Below are 19,068 nucleotides of genomic sequence, written 5' to 3'. Positions count from 1 at the left end.
CCACTTAGGGGTCGATCCAAAGGCCGGAGCGTAATAGCGCTCCGGCCTTATTTTGTTTTCAATGTCGCTGCATCCCGAGCGGCGCCGATTGCTTCAATGCTTCTGACGATCGCCCGCACGGCTTAAGAGCACACCGGCGCCTGCCGGTGACACCGAATTCCTCTCCCTCGCTCGGAGCGCCGAGATACGACTCATAATGGTTCGTTATCGCTGCGATTATCGATCGTGGCTCCGAAAAATTCGTGTGGTGCCGCCTTTCCCTTGCGCCACTGCGGCAACCTTGCTTCCTTCTAGATAGCTTCCGGTTCATCAATGCCAATTCGAGTCGCGCTCCATCACAAGACGGAATATCGCTACGACCGTCTTGTGACGCTCTCACCGCAGACCGTGCGCCTGCGCCCCGCGCCGCATTGCCGCACGCGGATTTCCGCATACTCGCTGAAGATCGAACCGCGCGATCACTTCATCAACTGGCAGCAGGACCCGCAGAGCAACTATCTCGCGCGCCTGCTCTTTCCGAATCCCACGCGCCTCTTTTCGGTGGAAGTGGATTTGATCGCGGAGATGTCCGTGATCAACCCCTTCGATTTTTTCCTGGAGACCTCCGCCGAATGCTTTCCGTTCTCATATGAGGCGAAGCTGCGCAAAGAGTTGGCGCCGTTTCTCGAGCCCTTGCCCGCCGGTCCAAGAATGCGCGCGTTCCTCGCCGGCATCGACATGGCCGAGCGTCGCACCAACGATTTCCTGGTCGATCTGAATCAGCGGCTGCAGCACGCAATCAAATACGTCATTCGGCTGGAACCCGGCGTGCAATCATGCGAGGAAACGCTCTCGCTGGCCAACGGGTCGTGCCGTGACAGCGCATGGCTGCTCGCAGAGATTCTGCGCAATCTCGGACTCGCGGCACGCTTCGTCTCCGGCTATCTCATCCAGCTCAAGCCCGACGTGAAACCGCTCGAGGGTCCGGAAGGGCCCGCGGGGGATTTCACTGACCTTCACGCATGGACTGAAGTTTACCTGCCGGGCGCGGGATGGATCGGTCTCGATCCCACTTCGGGCCTGTTCGCGGGCGAAGGCCACATTCCGCTGGCGACAAGTCCAGAACCGTCATCGGCCGCGCCGATCACTGGTATGGTCGGTCCGTGCGAGGTCGAGTTCTCCCACGAAATGACAGTGACGCGCGTGCACGAAGACCCGCGCGTGACATTGCCCTACACCGAAGATCAATGGGCTCGCATCTACGCGCTCGGGTTTCAGATCGATCGCGAGATAGCGGCGGGCGATATTCGCCTGACGATGGGTGGTGAGCCGACGTTCGTCTCGATCGACGACATGGACGGCACCGAATGGAACATCGCTGCGCTCGGTCCCGAGAAGCGCAGGCTAAGCGAGCAGCTTCTTGCACGCCTTTGCGATCGCTTTGCGCCGGGCGGACTGCTGCATTACGGGCAGGGCAAGTGGTATCCGGGCGAGCAGGTTCCGCGCTGGGCGCTGAATTGCTACTGGCGAAAAGACGGCGCGCCGATGTGGCACGACCGCGCGCTTATCGCGCGCATCGAAGACAGTACTTCGTTCGGTCCGCTCGATGCGCAGCGGTTTGCGGAAACACTCGCGCGGCGGCTCGGCGTCGATCCGGCTTACGCCAATGCCGCGTTCGAAGATCCGTTCTACTATCTCCAGCGCGAGCGCCAACTGCCGATCAACGTCGACCCGGTTGAAAACCATCTCGAAGACTCGGCTGAGCGCGAACGTGTGCGCCGCGTCTTCGATCGCGGCCTGAATACTCCCATCGGCTACGTGCTGCCGCTGCAACGCGGATGGGGCAAGAGCGGACCCGAATGGCAGACGGGACTATGGATGCTCCGCGGGCAACATCTATATCTGCTGCCTGGTGATTCCCCGGTCGGGCTGCGCTTGCCGCTGCCCAGCCTGCCATGGGTGGCGCCGTCCGAGGCGCAGCAGCTTTTCGAGGTGGATCCGATGGTGAATCGCGCGCCGCTGCCGGTGCCGCCGCGCATCTCGCCGTCCGATCCCCGGCTGCAATCGCGGCGCGGCGACGAACGCGACCGCGCACCCGGAATCGGCCAGTCGGCCCCATGGATCGTGCGCACTGCTCTCTGCGTTGAGCCGCGCGACGGAATGCTGCATGTGTTTATGCTTCCGCTCAGCTCGACGGAGGACTACATCGACCTGCTCGCCGCAATCGAAGATACTGCTGCCTACCTGAAGAACCCCGTGGCGATCGAGGGGTATCCGCCGCCGCCCGATTACCGGATAAACCGCTTGTCAGTCACTCCCGATCCCGGAGTTATCGAGGTGAACGTTCATCCCGCGCGCGACTGGACTGAACTGTCGCAGATCGTTACCGCGCTGTACGAGGATGCGCGTGCGTGCCGGCTCGGCACCGAAAAATTCCAGCTCGATGGCCGTCACGCAGGCACCGGCGGCGGAAATCATTTCGCGCTCGGCGGAGCGACACCCGCCGACAGTCCGTTTCTCAGGCGGCCGGATCTCCTCCGCAGCATGCTCGGCTACTGGATAAATCATCCGTCTCTTTCCTACATGTTCTCCGGCATGTTCATCGGACCGACCAGTCAGGCGCCGCGTATCGATGAGTCGCGCATGGACAGCATCTACGAACTCGAGATCGCCTTCAGCCAGATTCCGAACAACGGCGACGCGTACTGTCCGCCGTGGCTGGTGGACCGGATTTTCCGCCACATCCTGGTGGATGTAACTGGCAACACCCATCGCGCGGAATTCTGCATCGACAAACTCTACTCGCCCGATTCCGCAACCGGACGAATGGGATTGCTGGAGATGCGCGGATTCGAAATGCCGCCGCATCCGCGCATGAGCCTGGTCCAGCAGCTGCTCGTCCGCGCGCTGGTTGCGTGGTTCTGGCGTGAACCCTACCGGATGCCGCCGACCGATTGGGGCACGCAGCTTCACGATCGCTTCATGCTGCCCTACTTTGTGGCGAACGATTTCCGTGGCGTACTCGATGATCTCTGCCGCGCGGGCTATCCGTTCGACGGCGACTGGTTCGCGCCGCACTTCGAGTTTCGCTACCCGGTGTTCGGCCGCGTCAGTTATTCAGGCATCGAACTGGAGCTACGAGAGGCGACCGAGCCCTGGTACGTCCTCGGCGAAGAACCGGCCGGCGGCGCCACCGCGCGCTACGTCGATTCATCGGTCGAGCGCATCCAGATAAAGGTCGATGGCCTCAGTGGCGATCGCTATGTCCTGACCTGCAACGGACGCCGCCTGCCGTTACATTCAACGGGGGTGCGCGGCGAATGGGTTTGCGGCGTGCGCTATCGCGCGTGGCAACCGCCCTCATGCCTGCATCCCACTATCCCGGTGCATACCCCGCTGGTTTTCGATGTGCTCGACACGTGGACCGGACGCTCAATCGGGGGATGCACCTACCATGTAGCCCATCCGGGCGGCCGCCACTATGAAGCCCTTCCGGTCAACGCCAACGAGGCTGAAGCGCGCCGCGCCGCGCGGTTCTTTCCATTCGGCCATACTCCCGGCCCGGTGAGAACGCCGGCGCGGGAAATGAACGCCCAGTTTCCAATGACCTTGGATCTGCGTCGCGCGCAGGTCCTTTCCGCGCCGGATAGCTATTAGCGGCGCGCTCCGTCTCAGCTATTCTCGATAGAGTGGCCCAGCAGTTTCATCCCGTGAATCCGGGCGCCCGCGGGGACACCTCTTCGGGATGGCCCTATCGTCCGAGCGCCGGCTTCTTCGATGAAATGCTGGCGGACGATGCGCAGGTACGGTCGCACTGGCGCACGCTGATTGAATCGGTCGCGGCGATGGGCGCTGACGGGTTGGCCGGGCGATGGCAGGAAGGACGCCGGCTTATCCGCGACAACGGCGTCACCTACAATGTCTACGAAGATCCGCGTAGCACAGATCGCCCCTGGCCACTCGATCCGATTCCGCTGGTTATCGAGCCCCGCGAATGGATTGCGATCGAAGGTGCGATGCGCCAGCGGGCGACGCTTCTCAATGCGATCCTCGCTGATATCTATGGCGCGCAGCGCCTCATGCGCGACGGCATCTTCCCGCCCGAGCTGGTGTTCCGTCATCCGAATTTTCTGCGCCCCTGCTGCGATGTGCCTGCGTCGCAGGGAATCTATCTTCACAACTATTGCGCCGATCTCGCGCGTTCGCCGGATGGGCAATGGTGGGTAATCGCCGACCGTACCCAGGCACCGTCTGGCGCCGGCTACGCGCTGGAAAATCGCCTGGTGTCTCAGCGCGTGCTTCCCGACGTATTTCGCGCCACGCACGTGCGCAGGCTCGCCGACTACTTTCAGTCGTATCGCAACATGTTGCGCGACCTGGCACCGCACCATCGCGACAACCCGCGCGTCGTGCTGCTGACTCCCGGCCCGTACAACGAAACCTATTTCGAGCACGCATTCCTGGCGCGCTATCTCGGCTTCACCCTGGTCGAGGGCGCAGATCTGACGATTCGCGGCCAGTCGGTGTTCCTGAAAACCCTGGGCGGCCTGCTGCCGGTCGATGTCATCGTGCGCCGCCAGGACGACAGCTTCTGCGATCCCGCGGAGCTGCGTGAAGACTCGGTGCTCGGCGTGCCCGGTCTCGTGCAGGCGGTACGCGCGGGTAACGTTGCGATCGCCAATGCTCTCGGCTCGGGATTGCTGGAATCGCCCGCCCATGCCGCGTTCCTGCCTAGCCTCTGCCGGCACATCCTGGGTGAAGAGCTGAAGATGCCGACCGTGGCGACGTGGTGGTGCGGCGATGAAGATGCGCTTTCGTACGTGTCCGAAAATCTGTGGCGCCTCGTCATCAAGCCGACTCTCTCCGAATCGCGCCGCCAGCCGCTTTTTGGCGCGCGCCTGTCAGCGGCACGCCGCGAGCAACTAATCGAAGAGATTCACCGCTCGCCGGCAGATTATGTCGCGCAGGAGCAGGTCGCGCTGTCCACGGTTCCGGTTTTGGAAGAGGGTGAGATGGAACCGCGCCATATGGTGCTGCGGGTCTACCTGTCTGCCAGCGGCGGTTCTTATGTCCTGATGCCGGGAGGACTCACGCGCGTGACCTCCTCGCTCGACAGCCTGGTCGCCTCCATGCAGCACGGCGGCGGCAGCAAGGACACCTGGGTGCTGGGCGACGGTCCCGCCTCGCAGACCACGCTCATGCCCCCGTCAGCCGTTCCGTTGCAGGTCAGCCGCGCCACTTTTGAATTGCCGAGCCGCGTCGCGGACAATCTTTTCTGGCTCGGTCGCTACGTCGAGCGAGTCGAGTTCGCGGTGCGAATCACCCGCGCCATCCTCTCCCGCATCAGCCAGGAATCCGACAGCGCCAGCGCCGCCGGCATCAACACGAGCGTGAGAATCCTGGCTGCGCTCGGGCATCTGCCCGCCGAGGCTGCATCGAGCAACGGCCGGCCGTCATCGGATCGCGACCTGGTGCTGGAACGTGAGATTGTCGCGATGATTCATGATTCGAGCGAGAAGACCAGCCTCGGATGGACGCTCGAGCAATTGCGTCGCGTCGCCTACCTGTTACGCGATCGTTTCTCCGTGGACGCGTGGCGAATTCTGAACCGGTTCGATCGCCAGTTCAGCCGCGCGCAGCCCCGCGAACCGCTGCGAAGCGGCCGCGCGCTGAATCTGCTCGACGATGCGATCGCGACGCTGTCGGCCTTTGGCGGCCTGGTGATGGAAAGCATGACGCGCGGCGACGGATGGCGCTTTCTCGAAATCGGGCGGCGCCTCGAGCGCGCGTTGCAGATGGTCGAGATGCTGCACAACGGGTTCAGCGCGAAGACCGGCGACGAGAGCGGCGCCCTGATGGCGATGCTGGAGATAGCGGACAGCTCGCTGACCTACCGCTCGCGCTACCTGACCTCCACGCAGCCGGACCTGGTGCTCGACCTGCTGCTGCTCGACGAAGCGAACCCGCGATCGGTCGCGTTCCAGCTCGAGCATCTGCGCGCATACGTCGAGGAGCTCCCCAAGCGTACGACCAGCGCGCGGATGTCCCCGGAATGGCGCATCGTGGTGAAGGTGCTCTCGGCGGTGGAACTGGCGGAGGCCGCGGAGTTGATGAATCGCAACCAGGCGGGAGAGCGAGGCGATGCGGAAGCGCTGCTGGTTTCACTCGCGGATGGACTGCGTTCGCTGTCAGAAACCATCACGTGCGATTACTTCGATCACACCATCGCCTCGCGGCAGATGGCGGCCTCATGATTCTGCGGGCGACTCATACGACGACCTACTCGTACGCGGATACGGTTTCGATCTGCTATACGGAAGCGCGGCTCTCGCCCCGCAGCTCACCCGGCCAGAACCTGGTCGCACACGAATTGATCATCGATCCGGAACCGGACTCCGCACTTCTGCGAACGGATTTCTTCGGCAACGCGGTTGCAGCCTTTTCGGTGCAGCAGCCGCATCGCGGACTCAAGATTACTTCGCAGAGCATCGTCGAGACGCGCGATTTCGAGCCGATTCATCCGGGCCTCACTCCGCCGTGGGAGCAGGTGCGCGCAGCGGTCAACCGGCACGACAGCGAAGACGCCTTCGGGGCGTTTCAGTTTGTGTTCGAATCCCCGCGGGTCGCGTGCCTCCCCGAGTTCGCCGAGTATGGAAAACCGTCGTTTCCGGCGGACATACCCGTGCTCGAGGGCGCGCTCGATCTGTGCAGGCGCATCCACGCCGATTTCAAGTACAACACCGCCGCAACCACGGTGACGACCCCGGTCGGTGATGCCCTGCGGGCGCGCCAGGGCGTGTGCCAGGACTTTGCGCACGTCATGATCGCGTGCCTGCGTTCTCTGGGGCTGCCGGCACGCTACGTCAGCGGATATCTGCAGAACGGCGCAGATTCGGTCGGCACGGGCGCTTCACACGCCTGGGTGTCGGTGTACTGTCCGCGCTTTGGATGGCTGGACTTCGACCCGACCAACAACCTGATGCCGTCCAGCAAGCACATCACCCTCGGATGGGGGCGCGACTATTCAGATGTCCCCCCGGTGAGGGGGGTGGCTCTTGGTGGCGGCGAGCAGAAGATCGCGGTGGAAGTGCTGGTGACGCCAACTTCCTCGCTGTTGCTCTCGAACTGAATTACTTTTTTGTCGATGACCCTCCTCGGAAAGGGCAAGGCTTAGAAAGCGAGCAGTCAGTTCGCGGCGAGCGGAAGTCGATATGCCTTGGCTGCCGTTCCGTAAAACAATGCGGCCTTCTCTTCGACGCTGAAACCGGCCGCCATCTTCTTGAACGCGTTCCATAACACCGCGTACGAGCACGAGGCCTTGTCGACCGGAAAATTACTCTCGAACAAGCAGCGCTGTGGGCCGAACTTGTCGATCGAGTACAAATAGTAGTCGCGCGTCGCTTCCACCAGCTCGTCCGAGGTCGCCGGTTTCGGCCGCTTGTGCCATCCGTAGCCGTTGACCGGCATGTTGATACCGCCGAGTTTGGCGACGACGTTGGGACACTTCGCCAACTCGGCGATGTCTTTCTTCCACTGAGCGAAGATCTCCGCGCGTTTGCCTTCGTACGGCCCGATGCCGAGCGGACCGCCGAAGTGATCGAGAACGATGGTGACGTTGGGAAAAACGCGCGCCAGTTCCGTCAGCGACGGAATCTGGTGATGGTAATTCCATGCATCGAAGCTGAGCCCCAGCTCTCCGAGCTTCTTGAAGCCCTCGCGAAAGTTCTTTTCCCCGTACAGGTCAGGAGGAGGACTGGTGTGCGACCTGCGGATGTCCGAGCTTTTGTCGAATGCGGCAGCGTGGCGGATTCCACGAAAGCGGGGCGATGCCGCGATGTGTGCCTGCAGGACCGGTTCGACTTCGGCACCCAGGCTTAGGTCCGCGAAGCTGACGATGCCCAGGCATGCGCGCGTATCGCCATAGCGACCACTGGCGCTCTGCGCGGCGATTCCATTGACGAACTCCGTCTCACCGATTGGCTTGAGCGCCTGGGGACCATCGCCGCGGTACATCGAGCCGCACTCGACGAACACCGTGGCGGTCACGCGATGACCGGAGCCGGTATCGCGCAGGAGTTCATCGAGGAAATAGCGGTTGGTGGGAAAATCCCACAGGTGATGATGAGGATCGACGATTGGCAGGTCTGGCTCGAGTATCGGTTCGGTTACCTGAGCCAGCCACACTTCGCGTTCGTTGGTAGCCATGGGTATTCCTCGCTATCCGCAATGTCGATCGACCAGCGCAAATTGGCAAGCAGAAAAGAGTGCGGTGGTTTGCGCATCAACTTAAACCCTTCCCCGGAAGGAACCAGGGAAAGAAGGCATTTCAGAAAAAGGCAAGGAGGTGTTTCTGGTTCCCCGTCGGCCGCCGGCCACAAAACTCACGGCTCAGGTTGAGGCGCGCAACCGAACGCCTAGCACGCACAATGCCGATAGTCTGATTAGACGATGCACGACCGCTGCGTTCCCCTGAGGATCGTCGCCATGGCCACCCCTATTCCCGAAGGTAAGTATTGCAGCATCAGGGCCGGCATGACGCTCCACTATCACGAGGCCGGAACGGGCGAGCCCATAGTGTTCCTCCACGGCAGCGGACCGGGAGCCAGTGGCTACAGCAACTTCAAAGGCAACTACCTCGTGTTCGCCAAGAGCGGGTTTCGCGCGATCGTTCCCGATCTTCCGGGCTTCGGTCTTTCTTCAAAACCGGAAGACGCGGCGTACGTTCTCGACTTTTTCGTCGAGGCTGTGCACGGCCTGATCACCAAGCTGGAATTTGACCGCTGCATCCTGCTCGGCAATTCGCTCGGCGGCGCGATCGCCCTCAAGTACACGCTCGACCATCCGGAGACCGTCAGCAAGCTGATCCTGATGGCTCCCGGCGGATTGGAGGAATTGCCGACCTATCTCCAGATGGAAGGCATCCAGAAGATGATCCAGGTGTTCACCGCGGGGCCGATGGACATGGATGCGATGCGCCGGCTTTTGACCCTGCAACTTCACGACCCGACGCTCATCTCCGACCAGCTGCTCCGGGAGCGCGTGGGCGTATGTGCGGATCAGCCACGCACGGTGTTGACCACCATGCGCGTGCCGAACATGGAGGAGAGGCTCGCCGAGGTGAAGTGCCCGGTGCTCGGCTTCTGGGGGACCAACGACCGCTTCAATCCCGTTAGCGGCGCAACCAAAATCGTCGAGCGCTGCCCGCAGGCCCGCGTGCTGCTACTTAACCGCTGCGGCCACTGGGTGATGGTCGAACATCGCGAACTGTTCAACCGTACCTGCGTGGATTTTCTGCAGAACGGATAACAGAACAGAAATCCGTGCTGGTCGTGTCCTTGCGATTCGAGGGGGAATGCGCGCGGAGCATCAAACGATGCCGGGTGCTTTGCGCGACGGGCGCGCTCCTTCGTGCCTCAAGGCGAACAACCAGGCTGGCTCGGCGCTTCGCCCGGAGGTAACACGCAAAGTTCAGTCCGGAAACTTGACTTTGACGGTCCGGGTGTCCGCGATCGCCTGGCACGCGAGTATCCAGCCCTGTGCGAGATCGTCGGGGGCGAGCACTTCGTTGTTGCGCAGATGCACCTTGCCCTCCAGCAAGGTGCACATGCACGTGCCGCATTCGCCCATCCGGCATGAATGAGGGGCTTTCAGCCCCAGCCGTAGCATGGCAGTCAGCAAAGGTTCGTTACGGCCGCATGCGAGCGTGTGATGCGCTCCATCGAGGTCCACTTCCAGCTGGATTGCGTCGTCTGCCACGAAAACTTCGGATCAGTAGGCGTTGGTTATCCGAATCTGCGCGCCGCTGATGAAACGGGACTCGTCTGAAATCAGAAATAGCACCAAATTGGCGACATCGCTCGGATCGCAGAAACGCGTGGTCGGGTCCGCGTCGTAGCCGACGGTTTTGGGATCGGGATTGCCTAACATCGGCAGGACCATCGGCGTGAGCACCCCATCCGGATGGATGGAGTTGCAACGGATTCGATAGCCCGCGCTGCGACAATGGATCGCAACGCTGTTGGTCAGTGCCGCCACCGATCCCTTCGATGCGCTGTACGCGGCAGCGAAGGGCAGCCCGAAGGCCGCCACCGACGACATGTTGACGATCGAACCACCTCCGCCCGTCTTCATCGCCGCCACCGCATGCTTGCACCCGAGAAAATAGCCGTCGGAATTGACGCGATGAACCTGCCGCCACTGCTCAAGCGTGGTGTCTTCGACCGAGGCCATCAATAGCACGCCCGCGTTATTCACCAAGCCATGAATCTGCCCAAATCGCTCTTGGGTCGCCGCAATCACCTCTTTCCAGTTGTCTTCATGGGAAACGTCGTGGCGGATAAACATTGCCGCGTCACCGATTTCCTTTGCGACCGCACGGCCCGCCTCCTGGTTCACATCGGTGATCGTAACTCGCGCGCCCTCGCGTGCCAGCGTGAGCGCATCCTCCCGGCCTATGCCGCTGGCAGCGCCGGTGACTATTACAATTTTTCCCTCAACCCGTCCCATGCCTGGTTCCCGTGTCAGGCGCTCGCGGCGGCCTTCACCCTGGTCACCGCCGCTGATGCCGCGAAGCCTCCCGCGCGGCGGCCCGACCAGATGCAGTCCGCGAGCGCAAGACCGCTCACGTAGTGGTTCGATGCAATACCCACCGCCGCGCGCCCGGCGGCGTAGAGCCCCTCGATTGGGTCGCCATCGCGCTTTCGCACCGCGCCGTTGCTCTCGTCCACACGCAAGCCTCCCAGGGTGAGGGCGGGGCACGGGAATACGCGCATATCGGCAGAGATATTGAGTGCATAGAATGGCGGCACAACGATGGCCTGCAACAGGTCAGCAGACTTGCCCAACGGATCGTCCGCACTGGCGGCCGCCTGGTTGTAGCCGGTCCAGCTCTGGATCAGCGTCGCGCGGTCGGACTCGATCTTGCGGGCTAAAATTTCGATCGTCAGCGCGCGCTTAGCACCCACGAGCATCAGTACCAGAGCGGGTACCCGCTGAAACCCCCAGAGCCCGCCGAACATCGCTTCTCTTATTGCCTCGTGGCGAATCGTCGAGTCGATCACGAGCCATGCCTTGCCGCCACGATGTTCGCACATCTCGTAGCCCAGCTTTGCACCGTACACTTCCTCGTTGCAGAAGCGCTGTCCCTGCACGTCGACAATCATGCCGCGCGCCCACGCCAGGGGTGGATTGATGAAGCGCCAGGCCGTGATGCGTTCCAGGTGAGCCGCATCGCCGCCGACCGACTGCCCAAGCCGGATCCCGCTGCCATCGCAACCAGAAGTGCCGAGTCGAAAATTTTTCAGATATGTGGGGGCATGCTGCGAAACCATCTCGCGGTTGAATATGAAACCGCCGGTGCTCAGCACCACGCCACCGCACGCTCGCACCCGGCGCGGATGGGCTTCATCGAGTTCGACCTGCAGGGCCCGCCGGCGCAGAGAATCCGACAGTCCCGGCACCGCGTAGTATGAACCCTCGGCCCATCTGCTCAATCGCCGGTGACGCCGCGCAGCCGTGCTGCCCGGATCGAACTGCCACACCTCGGCGCCGAGCACACCGCCACCCGCTTCATCGAGGATCAGGCGGCGCACGGTGGACTGAGTCAGCAGGCGCACACCCGCCCGCAGCGCGCTGCTGCGCAGCGCCCGATACAGGAGGGCTCCGGACAGTCCGGCGCCCTTGACCCGATGACCGCGTGGCGCGGGCTGGTGCACGCCCGCATATTCCTTGACGGTCTCGTTACCCGAGAAATAGAGATAGCACCCGTCTGGTGGATAGGAGGTCTTGCGCGGTGGCAGAGACGAATCGAACTCGACTCCGTTGTGCTCGAGCCATTCCAGCAGCCCGACGCTCTGGTCGCAGAAGGCGCGCAGCGTCGCCGAGGAAACCGCATCGCCAACTTCCTTGCTCAGATATTCGTACATTGCCTCGGGCGAATCTTCGTAGCCGGCCGCCTTCTGAAAGCGGGTACCGCCGCCCGCATACACCACGCCGCCGCTCTTGGCGCTGGCCCCGCCGCCGCCAAAGCGGTCCGCCGCTATCACTCGCGCACCGGCACGCGCGGCTTCGATAGCCGCGCTGGCGCCGGCCGCGCCAAACCCTGCCACCAACACGTCACAGCTGTCATCCCACGCGATGGCGCCCTCGCCCGCGATGCGCAGCGGCGCCTCGACGCGAGTCGCCGCAGAACCTGCAAAGGCAGCGGGTGCATCGATTCTCGAAGCGGCGGCGGTCATTCGATGAATATGTCGGTGAATTCCGATGGCGCGCCAAGGTACGCGCGGCCTGACGGCGGTTGCTTGCCGTCGATGTCTTTTACGCCGTAGCGTTGAGCAAGTTCCGCTGCGAAGAAGGTCTTTCCACTCAGCGTCATTCGCTCGCGATCATTGAATACCGCGTCGATGATGAGACCGCCGAACTCCGGCGACTCCGCGATTTCGAGCATCGGTCCGTACTTCGACTTGTTGGCGTCGATCATCATAACCTTCTCGGTTTTCACCAGCCCGAGCCACACCGAAATCACCGCCACGTCGAACGGTTTGAAATCGTGCGCCATATCATGCGACATCTTGTCGCCACCCGCCTTGGCCGCCCCGTAAGCGGGGCCATGAACATAGCTCCTTGCGCCGGGCGAGGATGAATTGAAAATCAACCCACCGTTGCGGACGAGCAGTGGCGCAGCCAGGTACGAGGCCACGTAGTTCGATCGGAGACCCACATTCAGCAGTTTCACGAATCCCAGCGGCTTCTCCCAGAACGGACCCGTTTCGGTAAGACCGTCGGGGATGGCGATGGCATTGTTCACCAGGATGTCGAGGCGCGCAGATTCTTTCTCGACGCGCTTAAACAGTGCGCGGGTCTGGTCGTCGTCGCTGTGATCGCAGACCACGGCGATCCCGCGTCCGCCCCGCTTGCTAACTTCCTCGGCGGTGGAAAACACCGTGCCGCCATAGGGATTGTCGCCCTGCCTGGCGCTGCGTCCGGTCACGTAAACAGTCGCGCCCACCGCGCCCAGCGCGATCGCGATCCCCTTGCCAACCCCAAGGCTCGCTCCGGTAACGACCGCGACCCGTCCGTTTAACATGATTCAAACTCCTGCCAAGTGATGCGCCGCGATGTACCCGAACGTCATCGCGGGACCCAGCGTGGAACCCGCGCCGGGGTAGCTTGGCCCCATCACCGCGGCCGAGGTGTTACCGATCGCGTACAGGCCCGGGATCGGCTGATCATCGTCGCGCAAGACCCGCGCGAATTCATCGGTCAGCAGGCCGCCCTTGGTGCCAATGTCGCCCGCGTCGATGCGGATCGCATAAAATGGCGCCTTCGCCAGCGGCGCGAGACACGGGTTGGGCTTCACATTGACGTCGCCGTAGTAGCGGTCGAAAGGGTTGCTGCCCTTGCCGAAGTCTCTATCGTCACCGGTGGTCGCAAACTCATTCATCCGCTCGACCGTCGCACCAAGACCCGCCGCGTCGATCTCTATCTGCTGAGCAAGCGCCTCGAGCGAATCGGCTCTGAAATAGACCTGGCCAAGCCAGCTGGCGGGAAGGGCTTTGTCGGGACGCGCCATGCCCGGAAGTAGCGGGCCAATCGGATATTTGCGGCGAAACTCGGCATCAAAAATGAGCCACGCGGGCAGATTTGCGCCGGTCTTCTCGTGGTCCGCGTACATGGCATAGACGATGTCACTATAGGGCGCGGCCTCGTCGACAAATCTGCTTCCCTTGCGGTTCACCAGCACGCAGCCGGGCAATGCCCGCTCCACGAATACCGCGCGGCGCTTCTCGCGCCCCATGACGAACAGGGTCGGGGCCCACCACGCGTGGTCCATCAGTGCGATCTGAGCACCGAGGCTCTGTCCCGCGCGAATCGCGTCCCCGGTATTCGACGCGGGCGTCACGGTCCACTCGGCGCTGGTGGGCTTGGGCAGATACTGGTCGCGCATCGATTGGTTGTGCTCGAATCCACCCGCCGCCAGCACCACGCCACGCTGCGCGCGAAGGCGCACCGCCCTGCTGCCCCGGGTCGCAATCACGCCCGCCACCCCGCGTGAGTCGCTGACCAATGACTCCAGCGGAGTCTCTAGCCACAAGGGAATTTTCCGATCGAGCATCGAGCGCCGCAGCGCGCCGATCAGCGCGCTGCCCAGGGTCAGTCGGCGATCCCGCTTGGAACGGAACCGCCAGGGCAGGTCGAGCCAGTATTTCGCCATGCGCCTGAGCAGCAGTGCGATCCATCCACGCTCTTTGGTGAGCATGGCGTGTGCCTCGCCCGCGGTCATCGCGACCCGTCCTCCGATCAGGGTGCCCGGCTGGGGCGGACGCATATCCGCAAAATCGTCGCCCAGTTCGGCCGCATTGAATGGAATCGGATCCAGGGTTCGATACCCAGACTTGGCTCCGGGTAGATTCGGATAGTAGTCGGAGTACTGCGGCATTGAGCGGTAGCGGAGCCGCGACTTCTCCTCCAGGTATTTGAGCATCTTCGGCGAGTGTTCCAGATAAGCACGCAGGCGTGTCTCCGCGACCATTCCGCGAGTCGCAGTCTTGAGATACGTCAGCGCGTCATCGTAGCTGTCGCTCCCGCCCGCGCCCGCCATCAAATGATTACAGGGCACCCACACGCCACCACCTGAGATCGCGGTGGTGCCTCCGTACTGATCGCTCTTTTCGATGACCAGCACGGACTGGCCGAGATCGTGCGCGCACAGCGCCGCCGTCATGCCGCCCGATCCCGATCCGACCACCACCACATCGAACTCGTAGTCCCATTTCCCGTCTGAGGGGGGAACGTTGACCCGCGCGCCGTCGCTCATATGAAAAAGTCGGAGTTAACCTGGCCCAGCAACACGCCACCGTAGTTACGCGCAAACTTGTCCGCGTTGTTGGCATAGTGCAGGCGTGCCGCATGGATGTCGGCGAGAAACCGCCCGATCGGATGGTCGGTGTAGACGCCCTGCCCGCCGCAGGCGTGGAAGAGACGATCGACGTGTTCCGCACAGCGCTGCGCAACCGCGGCCGACTGATAGCGGTAGTGAATTCTATCGTTGATGTCGAGAGACTCTCCGCGCTCAAGCGTGTCCATCATCGCCGCGAAGTTGCGGTGCAACTCAAGCTTCATGTCGTCGATCGCGACGGCAGCCTCGGCCACCGCAATCCCGGCGGAGGGATCTTCGGCGGTCCGCGACATGTCGTTGGTGCTCAGGCGCGTGGACGCATATTTGCGAAATACCTCGAGCGCACCCTGGAGCGCGCCGATCGAAGCGCTGGAAACCGCGCGCACGAAGATTTGTCCGAAGGGGAGCTTGTAGAGGGGCGCCGAGTTGACGCTCAGGCCGGGACTGGCCCCGGTAAAGCCATCGATCGCGCGATGGGTGCGATACTCGGGTACGAATGCATCTTCGATTACGACCTCTTTGCTGCCCGTTCCGCGGAGCCCCCAGGTGTGCCAGTTGTCGTTGATGCTGATATCGGCACGTGGAACAAGAAAGGTCCGGTAGTCCGGCGCGCCTGCTCCGTTGCCGGCCGGAACGACTCCACCCAGAAAGAGCCAGTCGGCGTGATCGACGCCGCTGGAAAAGCTCCAGCGCCCGCGAAACTTGAACCCGCCGTCGACGCGCTCGACCTGGCCACGCGGCATGTAACTCGATGCGATTAGAACGCTGTTGTCCTTGCCCCACACCTCTTCCTGCGCGCGCACATCGAACAGCCCCAACTGCCAGTTGTGCACCGCCACGACCCCGTAGACCCAGCCGCTCGACATGCATCCTTGAGCGAGGGTTATTTGCAGGTCAAAGAAAATCTGCGGGTCGAGTTCGTACCCCCCGTAGCGTTTCGGTTGAATTACCCGGAAGAACCCGGCACGCTTGAACTCCGCGATCGTCTCGGCAGGAATCGAGCGCTGTGCCTCCGCCGCAGACGCGCGCTCCGCCAAAACCGGAATCATCTCGCGCGCCCGCGACAAGAGAGTGTTCGCCATTTCACTCTGGCGACCCCCTGCATCGGCCTTCATCTGGCGCACGGATGTTTCTGCCACGCTTTGCCCCTGCTCAGTCCATCGTTGAATCGCGGCGATGATCGCATCGCGCACCGCGCTAGCTCATCGTCCGAAAAGACTAGTGAAACCAACCGATTCTAGCCTCGCGCGGCCACCAACAGGAACGCGGGCCGCTCGCGTTCATCTACCCAATCCGGTTGCGACGCTATTTGTCTTGGCGTGGGACCCCATTCGTTAATTTCGGAAATCGAGAGCCCCAGCCGAAGTAAGATGTTGATGTAGGTCGCCAGGGTGCGGTGTTGCTTGATGACGCCCTTGGCGAGCCAGTCCGTGGAGCGGGGACCTTCTTGCAGATATCTATCGACGGGCCAAAACTTGCGCCCGGAAGCGGTGCGCCACCTGGGACTGGAAGGGGCGGTATAGATCGGGTGCTCGACCGAAAAGACCAGGCTTCCGCCGGGGACGAGCGATCGCCGAACCTTCGACATCAGTCCCGCTAGATTCTTCACGTAGTGAAGCGCCAGGGAACTAAAGACCAACTCGAATGAATTCGACTGCAATCGCAATCGTTCCAGGTCGGCCCTGAGGTAACGAATCCCCGAATCATGGGTTTCGGCGCGAGCTCGAGTCAACATTTTCCGCGAAACATCGATGCCCAACACCCGAGAGGCTCCGTTTTGTCGGGCCCAGCGGCTGAACCACCCAATCCCGCATCCGAGGTCCAGGACCCGAAGCCCGCCCATGGTGGGCAGTAAGGCGCGCAAGGCAGGCCATTCCGGAGCGCCTGGCAATCCCTTAAGCGAACGCGGTAAACGCTGGTACTTTTCGAAGAACTTCTGGTTGTCATAGATGTTCTGAGTCAACCGCGCGCTCCTTTCACCTACGAGCGTCGGCGTGGCGCCGGAAGTGGGTCACGGAGAAACTCCTTCAGCCCAGCCAGATGACACTACTAAGCAGCAGGCGCACGAGCGTGGTCTGCCGCGTCACGCCAATTTTCGCGAAGATCGCGCGCAGATGGGCGCGCGCGGTATTCTTGCGGATCTTGAGCCGCTCCGCCGCTTCGTCGAGGGTAAGCCCGTCCGCAAGCGCCAAGGCGAGCGACGCCTCGGCGGGAGTCAGGTCAAACAGGCGCCGCACGGTCTCGCGCGATGCCTCGCTGCGGCGCGCGGGGTCGCGAATCAACAGCGCCACCGCGGGACGGCGGTTGCCCTCCGACCATTCGGCATGCGGTACACCGCGTACCACCACGCCGAGGTTGCCGCGTCCCGCCTTGCGGGTAATGGAAATTGCTTCCGCGACCCCGGGCGAAGCTCCGTCGTTGGGACCGCACATGGCTTGTTTGATCAATCGCTGCAGTTCCCGATTTTCCGCGGGATGCACCGCGCGCAAAGTCCCGTTCGCCAGCAGCAGTCCGTCGGCCGCATCCAGCATTTCGCGCGCCACCGCATTGCTTTTCACCACTGCGCCGGTTTCATCCAGAATCACGGTGCCCACCAGCATCCGGTCGATGGTGCCGGCGTAGAGCCTGCGCTCCGAGTCAATCAGGGTGAGCTGCGAATGGAGGATGACGGCCCGTTTCAGATGCGGCAGCATCGCGCTGCACAGTGCCGTGTCACTCGGCGAGAACGGCTGCTCACGATGCGGGCGTGCGGCGCGAAACCGGCAATGGATTCCATCGTCGGTCAGGATGTCGGCGCCCAGTGCGTGGAGGATGTCGAGCGGCTTTAGGAACTGCTTGTAGAACTCGCTTTCCCGCCACTTGCCATTGCCCGCCAGCTCGTCGGCGATGAAGACCCGGTCGGGCGGCAAATCGATAAATGGATCGAGGGCGTAGTAGTACTTGTTGTATTCGGCCTGCCGGGTAATGGGTGCATCGCCCGCGGCGTTGACCATAAACCCTTCGCGATCCGGCGACGGGGGCCGCAGCATCAAGGTCACGTAGTTGGCACGCAGATGAACCCGCAGCAGGTCGAGCGCGGTCTTCCACGGAACCGTCTCCAAAGGACCCTGATAAATCGCGGCCAGTAGGTCGCTGAATTGCGACAAGGAGAGGGGAACTGATTCGAAGGGTCCCGGTTCCGCCGGCTCCCGCCGGGAGGATGCGTTGCGCACCCCTGTTGATTTACGCCATGCGCAGTCGAAAAAGAAATCGGCAAACTACGCTGGTTTCACGGACTTCCGAGCCGCGCCTCTTTACGGATTTGTGGCCCTCTATTCCTCGAAAACGTGATGCGGCGCCGGGGGGTGGTCGTAACCACGATTGATCTCCACCACCTGGCGCTTGTGGTTTTCTTCGGGCACCGCGTCAGCGTCGAGATAGAACTGCCTGTACCACTCGCGCAGCTGGTAGATGGGTCCGTCGTTTTCGCACAGCAGCGGATTATCGATCCGCACCTTGTGGTCCCAAATCTCGACGTCCTGGTAGAACCCCTGCTGAATCGCCTGGATGTAGGCGTCGCAAACCTGCTTGGACATCTCCTCGCTCATCCCCTTCATCTTGCGCACCACCATCCCAAAGCGCAGGTCAAAGGAATTAAGCGTAATCGGAACGTGGCAGTTGAGCAGAAGCGAATCGACCGTGAACCCGCCCATCTCCCCGCGCATCTGCGTGATCTGATAGGCCGGGCCAAAATAGGTCGCGCAGGTAGCCAGGTTTCCCTGCATTCCGCCCTGCCCCGACCCAATCATAATCTGGGTCGCCTTGTGTCCCTGGAACACGTTGGCGAAGTAATCGACCGGTGCGCTGTGCACCACCGGAAAATGTGCCATGTCGGACACGTTGTCGATCAGCTCGCGGCAATTGGTATTGATCGTCCACTTCACCATTGCCCAGTCGGTCCATTCATCCGAGTAGCACGCATCCATGCGCGGAATGGCGACTTCGTCGGAGGGCGAATTGCCCTCGGGATCGTTCCATACGAACAGCAGCTTGTTCTGTTCGCTGGTCGGCCACGACCTTACCTTCGCCTTAGGCGGAATCCGCTTGCTGTAAGGAATGTGATTGCATTTGCCATCGGGACCCCAGCTCCACGCATGGAATGGGCACTGAATCGAGTTGCCCCGTATCTGACCTCGGCTTAAGTCGGCGCCCAT

The 19,068-nt window shown here is 62.3% G+C and carries 14 protein-coding genes; 4 read left to right on the top strand and 10 right to left on the bottom strand.

Features of this window, described 5'->3' with window-relative positions; translation table 11 throughout:
* Positions 1-312 precede the first annotated feature (312 nt).
* Genes VGI36_18880 through VGI36_18870 form a run of 3 tightly spaced genes read left to right on the top strand, consistent with a single transcriptional unit; the run spans position 313 to position 7,108 of the window.
* Entirely contained in the window at positions 313-3,636 is a 3,324-nt protein-coding gene (locus VGI36_18880) for a transglutaminase family protein (protein HEY2487214.1), read from the top strand.
* Positions 3,637-3,689: 53 nt separating this feature from the next.
* Positions 3,690-6,233 (top strand): circularly permuted type 2 ATP-grasp protein, encoded by a 2,544-nt coding sequence (locus tag VGI36_18875; GenBank protein HEY2487213.1) that lies wholly within the window; start codon positions 3,690-3,692, stop codon positions 6,231-6,233.
* Complete coding sequence (locus VGI36_18870; protein HEY2487212.1) at positions 6,230-7,108, top strand: transglutaminase family protein; 879 nt, start codon at positions 6,230-6,232, stop codon at positions 7,106-7,108. Before VGI36_18875 ends, VGI36_18870 begins: the two co-directional genes overlap by 4 nt.
* Before the next feature lie 56 nt (positions 7,109-7,164).
* Here the strand turns inward: VGI36_18870 and VGI36_18865 are convergent, their stop codons facing one another.
* Positions 7,165-8,184, bottom strand: a complete 1,020-nt coding sequence (locus VGI36_18865; protein HEY2487211.1) for an amidohydrolase family protein — start codon at positions 8,182-8,184, stop codon at positions 7,165-7,167.
* Between the two features lie 279 nt (positions 8,185-8,463).
* Between VGI36_18865 and VGI36_18860 the strand changes: the two genes are divergently transcribed.
* Positions 8,464-9,285: an alpha/beta hydrolase gene (locus tag VGI36_18860; GenBank protein ID HEY2487210.1), complete on the top strand. Its 822-nt coding sequence runs from the start codon at positions 8,464-8,466 to the stop codon at positions 9,283-9,285.
* A 162-nt stretch (positions 9,286-9,447) separates the two neighbouring features.
* Here the strand turns inward: VGI36_18860 and VGI36_18855 are convergent, their stop codons facing one another.
* The 9 genes from VGI36_18855 to VGI36_18815 form a co-directional block, all read right to left on the bottom strand.
* Positions 9,448-9,735 carry a 2Fe-2S iron-sulfur cluster binding domain-containing protein gene (locus VGI36_18855; protein ID HEY2487209.1) on the bottom strand — a complete coding sequence of 96 codons (288 nt, stop codon included), beginning with the start codon at positions 9,733-9,735 and terminating at the stop codon, positions 9,448-9,450.
* Positions 9,736-9,747: 12 nt separating this feature from the next.
* Positions 9,748-10,485: an SDR family oxidoreductase gene (locus VGI36_18850; GenBank protein ID HEY2487208.1), complete on the bottom strand. Its 738-nt coding sequence runs from the start codon at positions 10,483-10,485 to the stop codon at positions 9,748-9,750.
* A 14-nt stretch (positions 10,486-10,499) separates the two neighbouring features.
* Complete coding sequence (locus VGI36_18845; protein ID HEY2487207.1) at positions 10,500-12,215, bottom strand: FAD-binding protein; 1,716 nt, start codon at positions 12,213-12,215, stop codon at positions 10,500-10,502.
* Entirely contained in the window at positions 12,212-13,063 is an 852-nt protein-coding gene (locus tag VGI36_18840; GenBank protein ID HEY2487206.1) for an SDR family NAD(P)-dependent oxidoreductase, read from the bottom strand. Before VGI36_18840 ends, VGI36_18845 begins: the two co-directional genes overlap by 4 nt.
* 3 nt (positions 13,064-13,066) lie before the next feature.
* A complete protein-coding gene (locus tag VGI36_18835) occupies positions 13,067-14,794 on the bottom strand; it encodes an FAD-dependent oxidoreductase (protein HEY2487205.1) in 1,728 nt (575 codons plus the stop codon).
* Positions 14,791-16,068 (bottom strand): acyl-CoA dehydrogenase family protein, encoded by a 1,278-nt coding sequence (locus tag VGI36_18830; GenBank protein ID HEY2487204.1) that lies wholly within the window; start codon positions 16,066-16,068, stop codon positions 14,791-14,793. Before VGI36_18830 ends, VGI36_18835 begins: the two co-directional genes overlap by 4 nt.
* 44 nt (positions 16,069-16,112) lie before the next feature.
* Positions 16,113-16,838: a class I SAM-dependent methyltransferase gene (locus tag VGI36_18825; GenBank protein HEY2487203.1), complete on the bottom strand. Its 726-nt coding sequence runs from the start codon at positions 16,836-16,838 to the stop codon at positions 16,113-16,115.
* Positions 16,839-16,902: 64 nt separating this feature from the next.
* Positions 16,903-18,021, bottom strand: coding sequence for a LuxR C-terminal-related transcriptional regulator (locus VGI36_18820; GenBank protein HEY2487202.1), 1,119 nt, complete (start codon positions 18,019-18,021; stop codon positions 16,903-16,905).
* Positions 18,022-18,186: 165 nt separating this feature from the next.
* The coding region (locus VGI36_18815) for a Rieske 2Fe-2S domain-containing protein (protein HEY2487201.1) at positions 18,187-19,068 on the bottom strand (882 nt) is incomplete at its 5' end.

The organism is Candidatus Binataceae bacterium (assembly GCA_036495685.1).
Lineage (GTDB): Bacteria > Desulfobacterota > Binatia > Binatales > Binataceae > JAFAHS01.
Note: the sequence above shows the minus strand (reverse complement) of the source record. Positions and strands in the feature narration are given on the sequence as shown.

Coding starts and splice junctions, on each gene's coding strand:
- VGI36_18835 (HEY2487205.1), bottom strand. CDS start 14,794: ATGAGCGACGGCGCGCGGGTCAACGTTCCCCCCTCAGACGGGAAATGG.
- VGI36_18870 (HEY2487212.1), top strand. CDS start 6,230: ATGATTCTGCGGGCGACTCATACGACGACCTACTCGTACGCGGATACG.
- VGI36_18845 (HEY2487207.1), bottom strand. CDS start 12,215: ATGACCGCCGCCGCTTCGAGAATCGATGCACCCGCTGCCTTTGCAGGT.
- VGI36_18840 (HEY2487206.1), bottom strand. CDS start 13,063: ATGTTAAACGGACGGGTCGCGGTCGTTACCGGAGCGAGCCTTGGGGTT.
- VGI36_18860 (HEY2487210.1), top strand. CDS start 8,464: ATGGCCACCCCTATTCCCGAAGGTAAGTATTGCAGCATCAGGGCCGGC.
- VGI36_18880 (HEY2487214.1), top strand. CDS start 313: ATGCCAATTCGAGTCGCGCTCCATCACAAGACGGAATATCGCTACGAC.
- VGI36_18850 (HEY2487208.1), bottom strand. CDS start 10,485: ATGGGACGGGTTGAGGGAAAAATTGTAATAGTCACCGGCGCTGCCAGC.
- VGI36_18865 (HEY2487211.1), bottom strand. CDS start 8,184: ATGGCTACCAACGAACGCGAAGTGTGGCTGGCTCAGGTAACCGAACCG.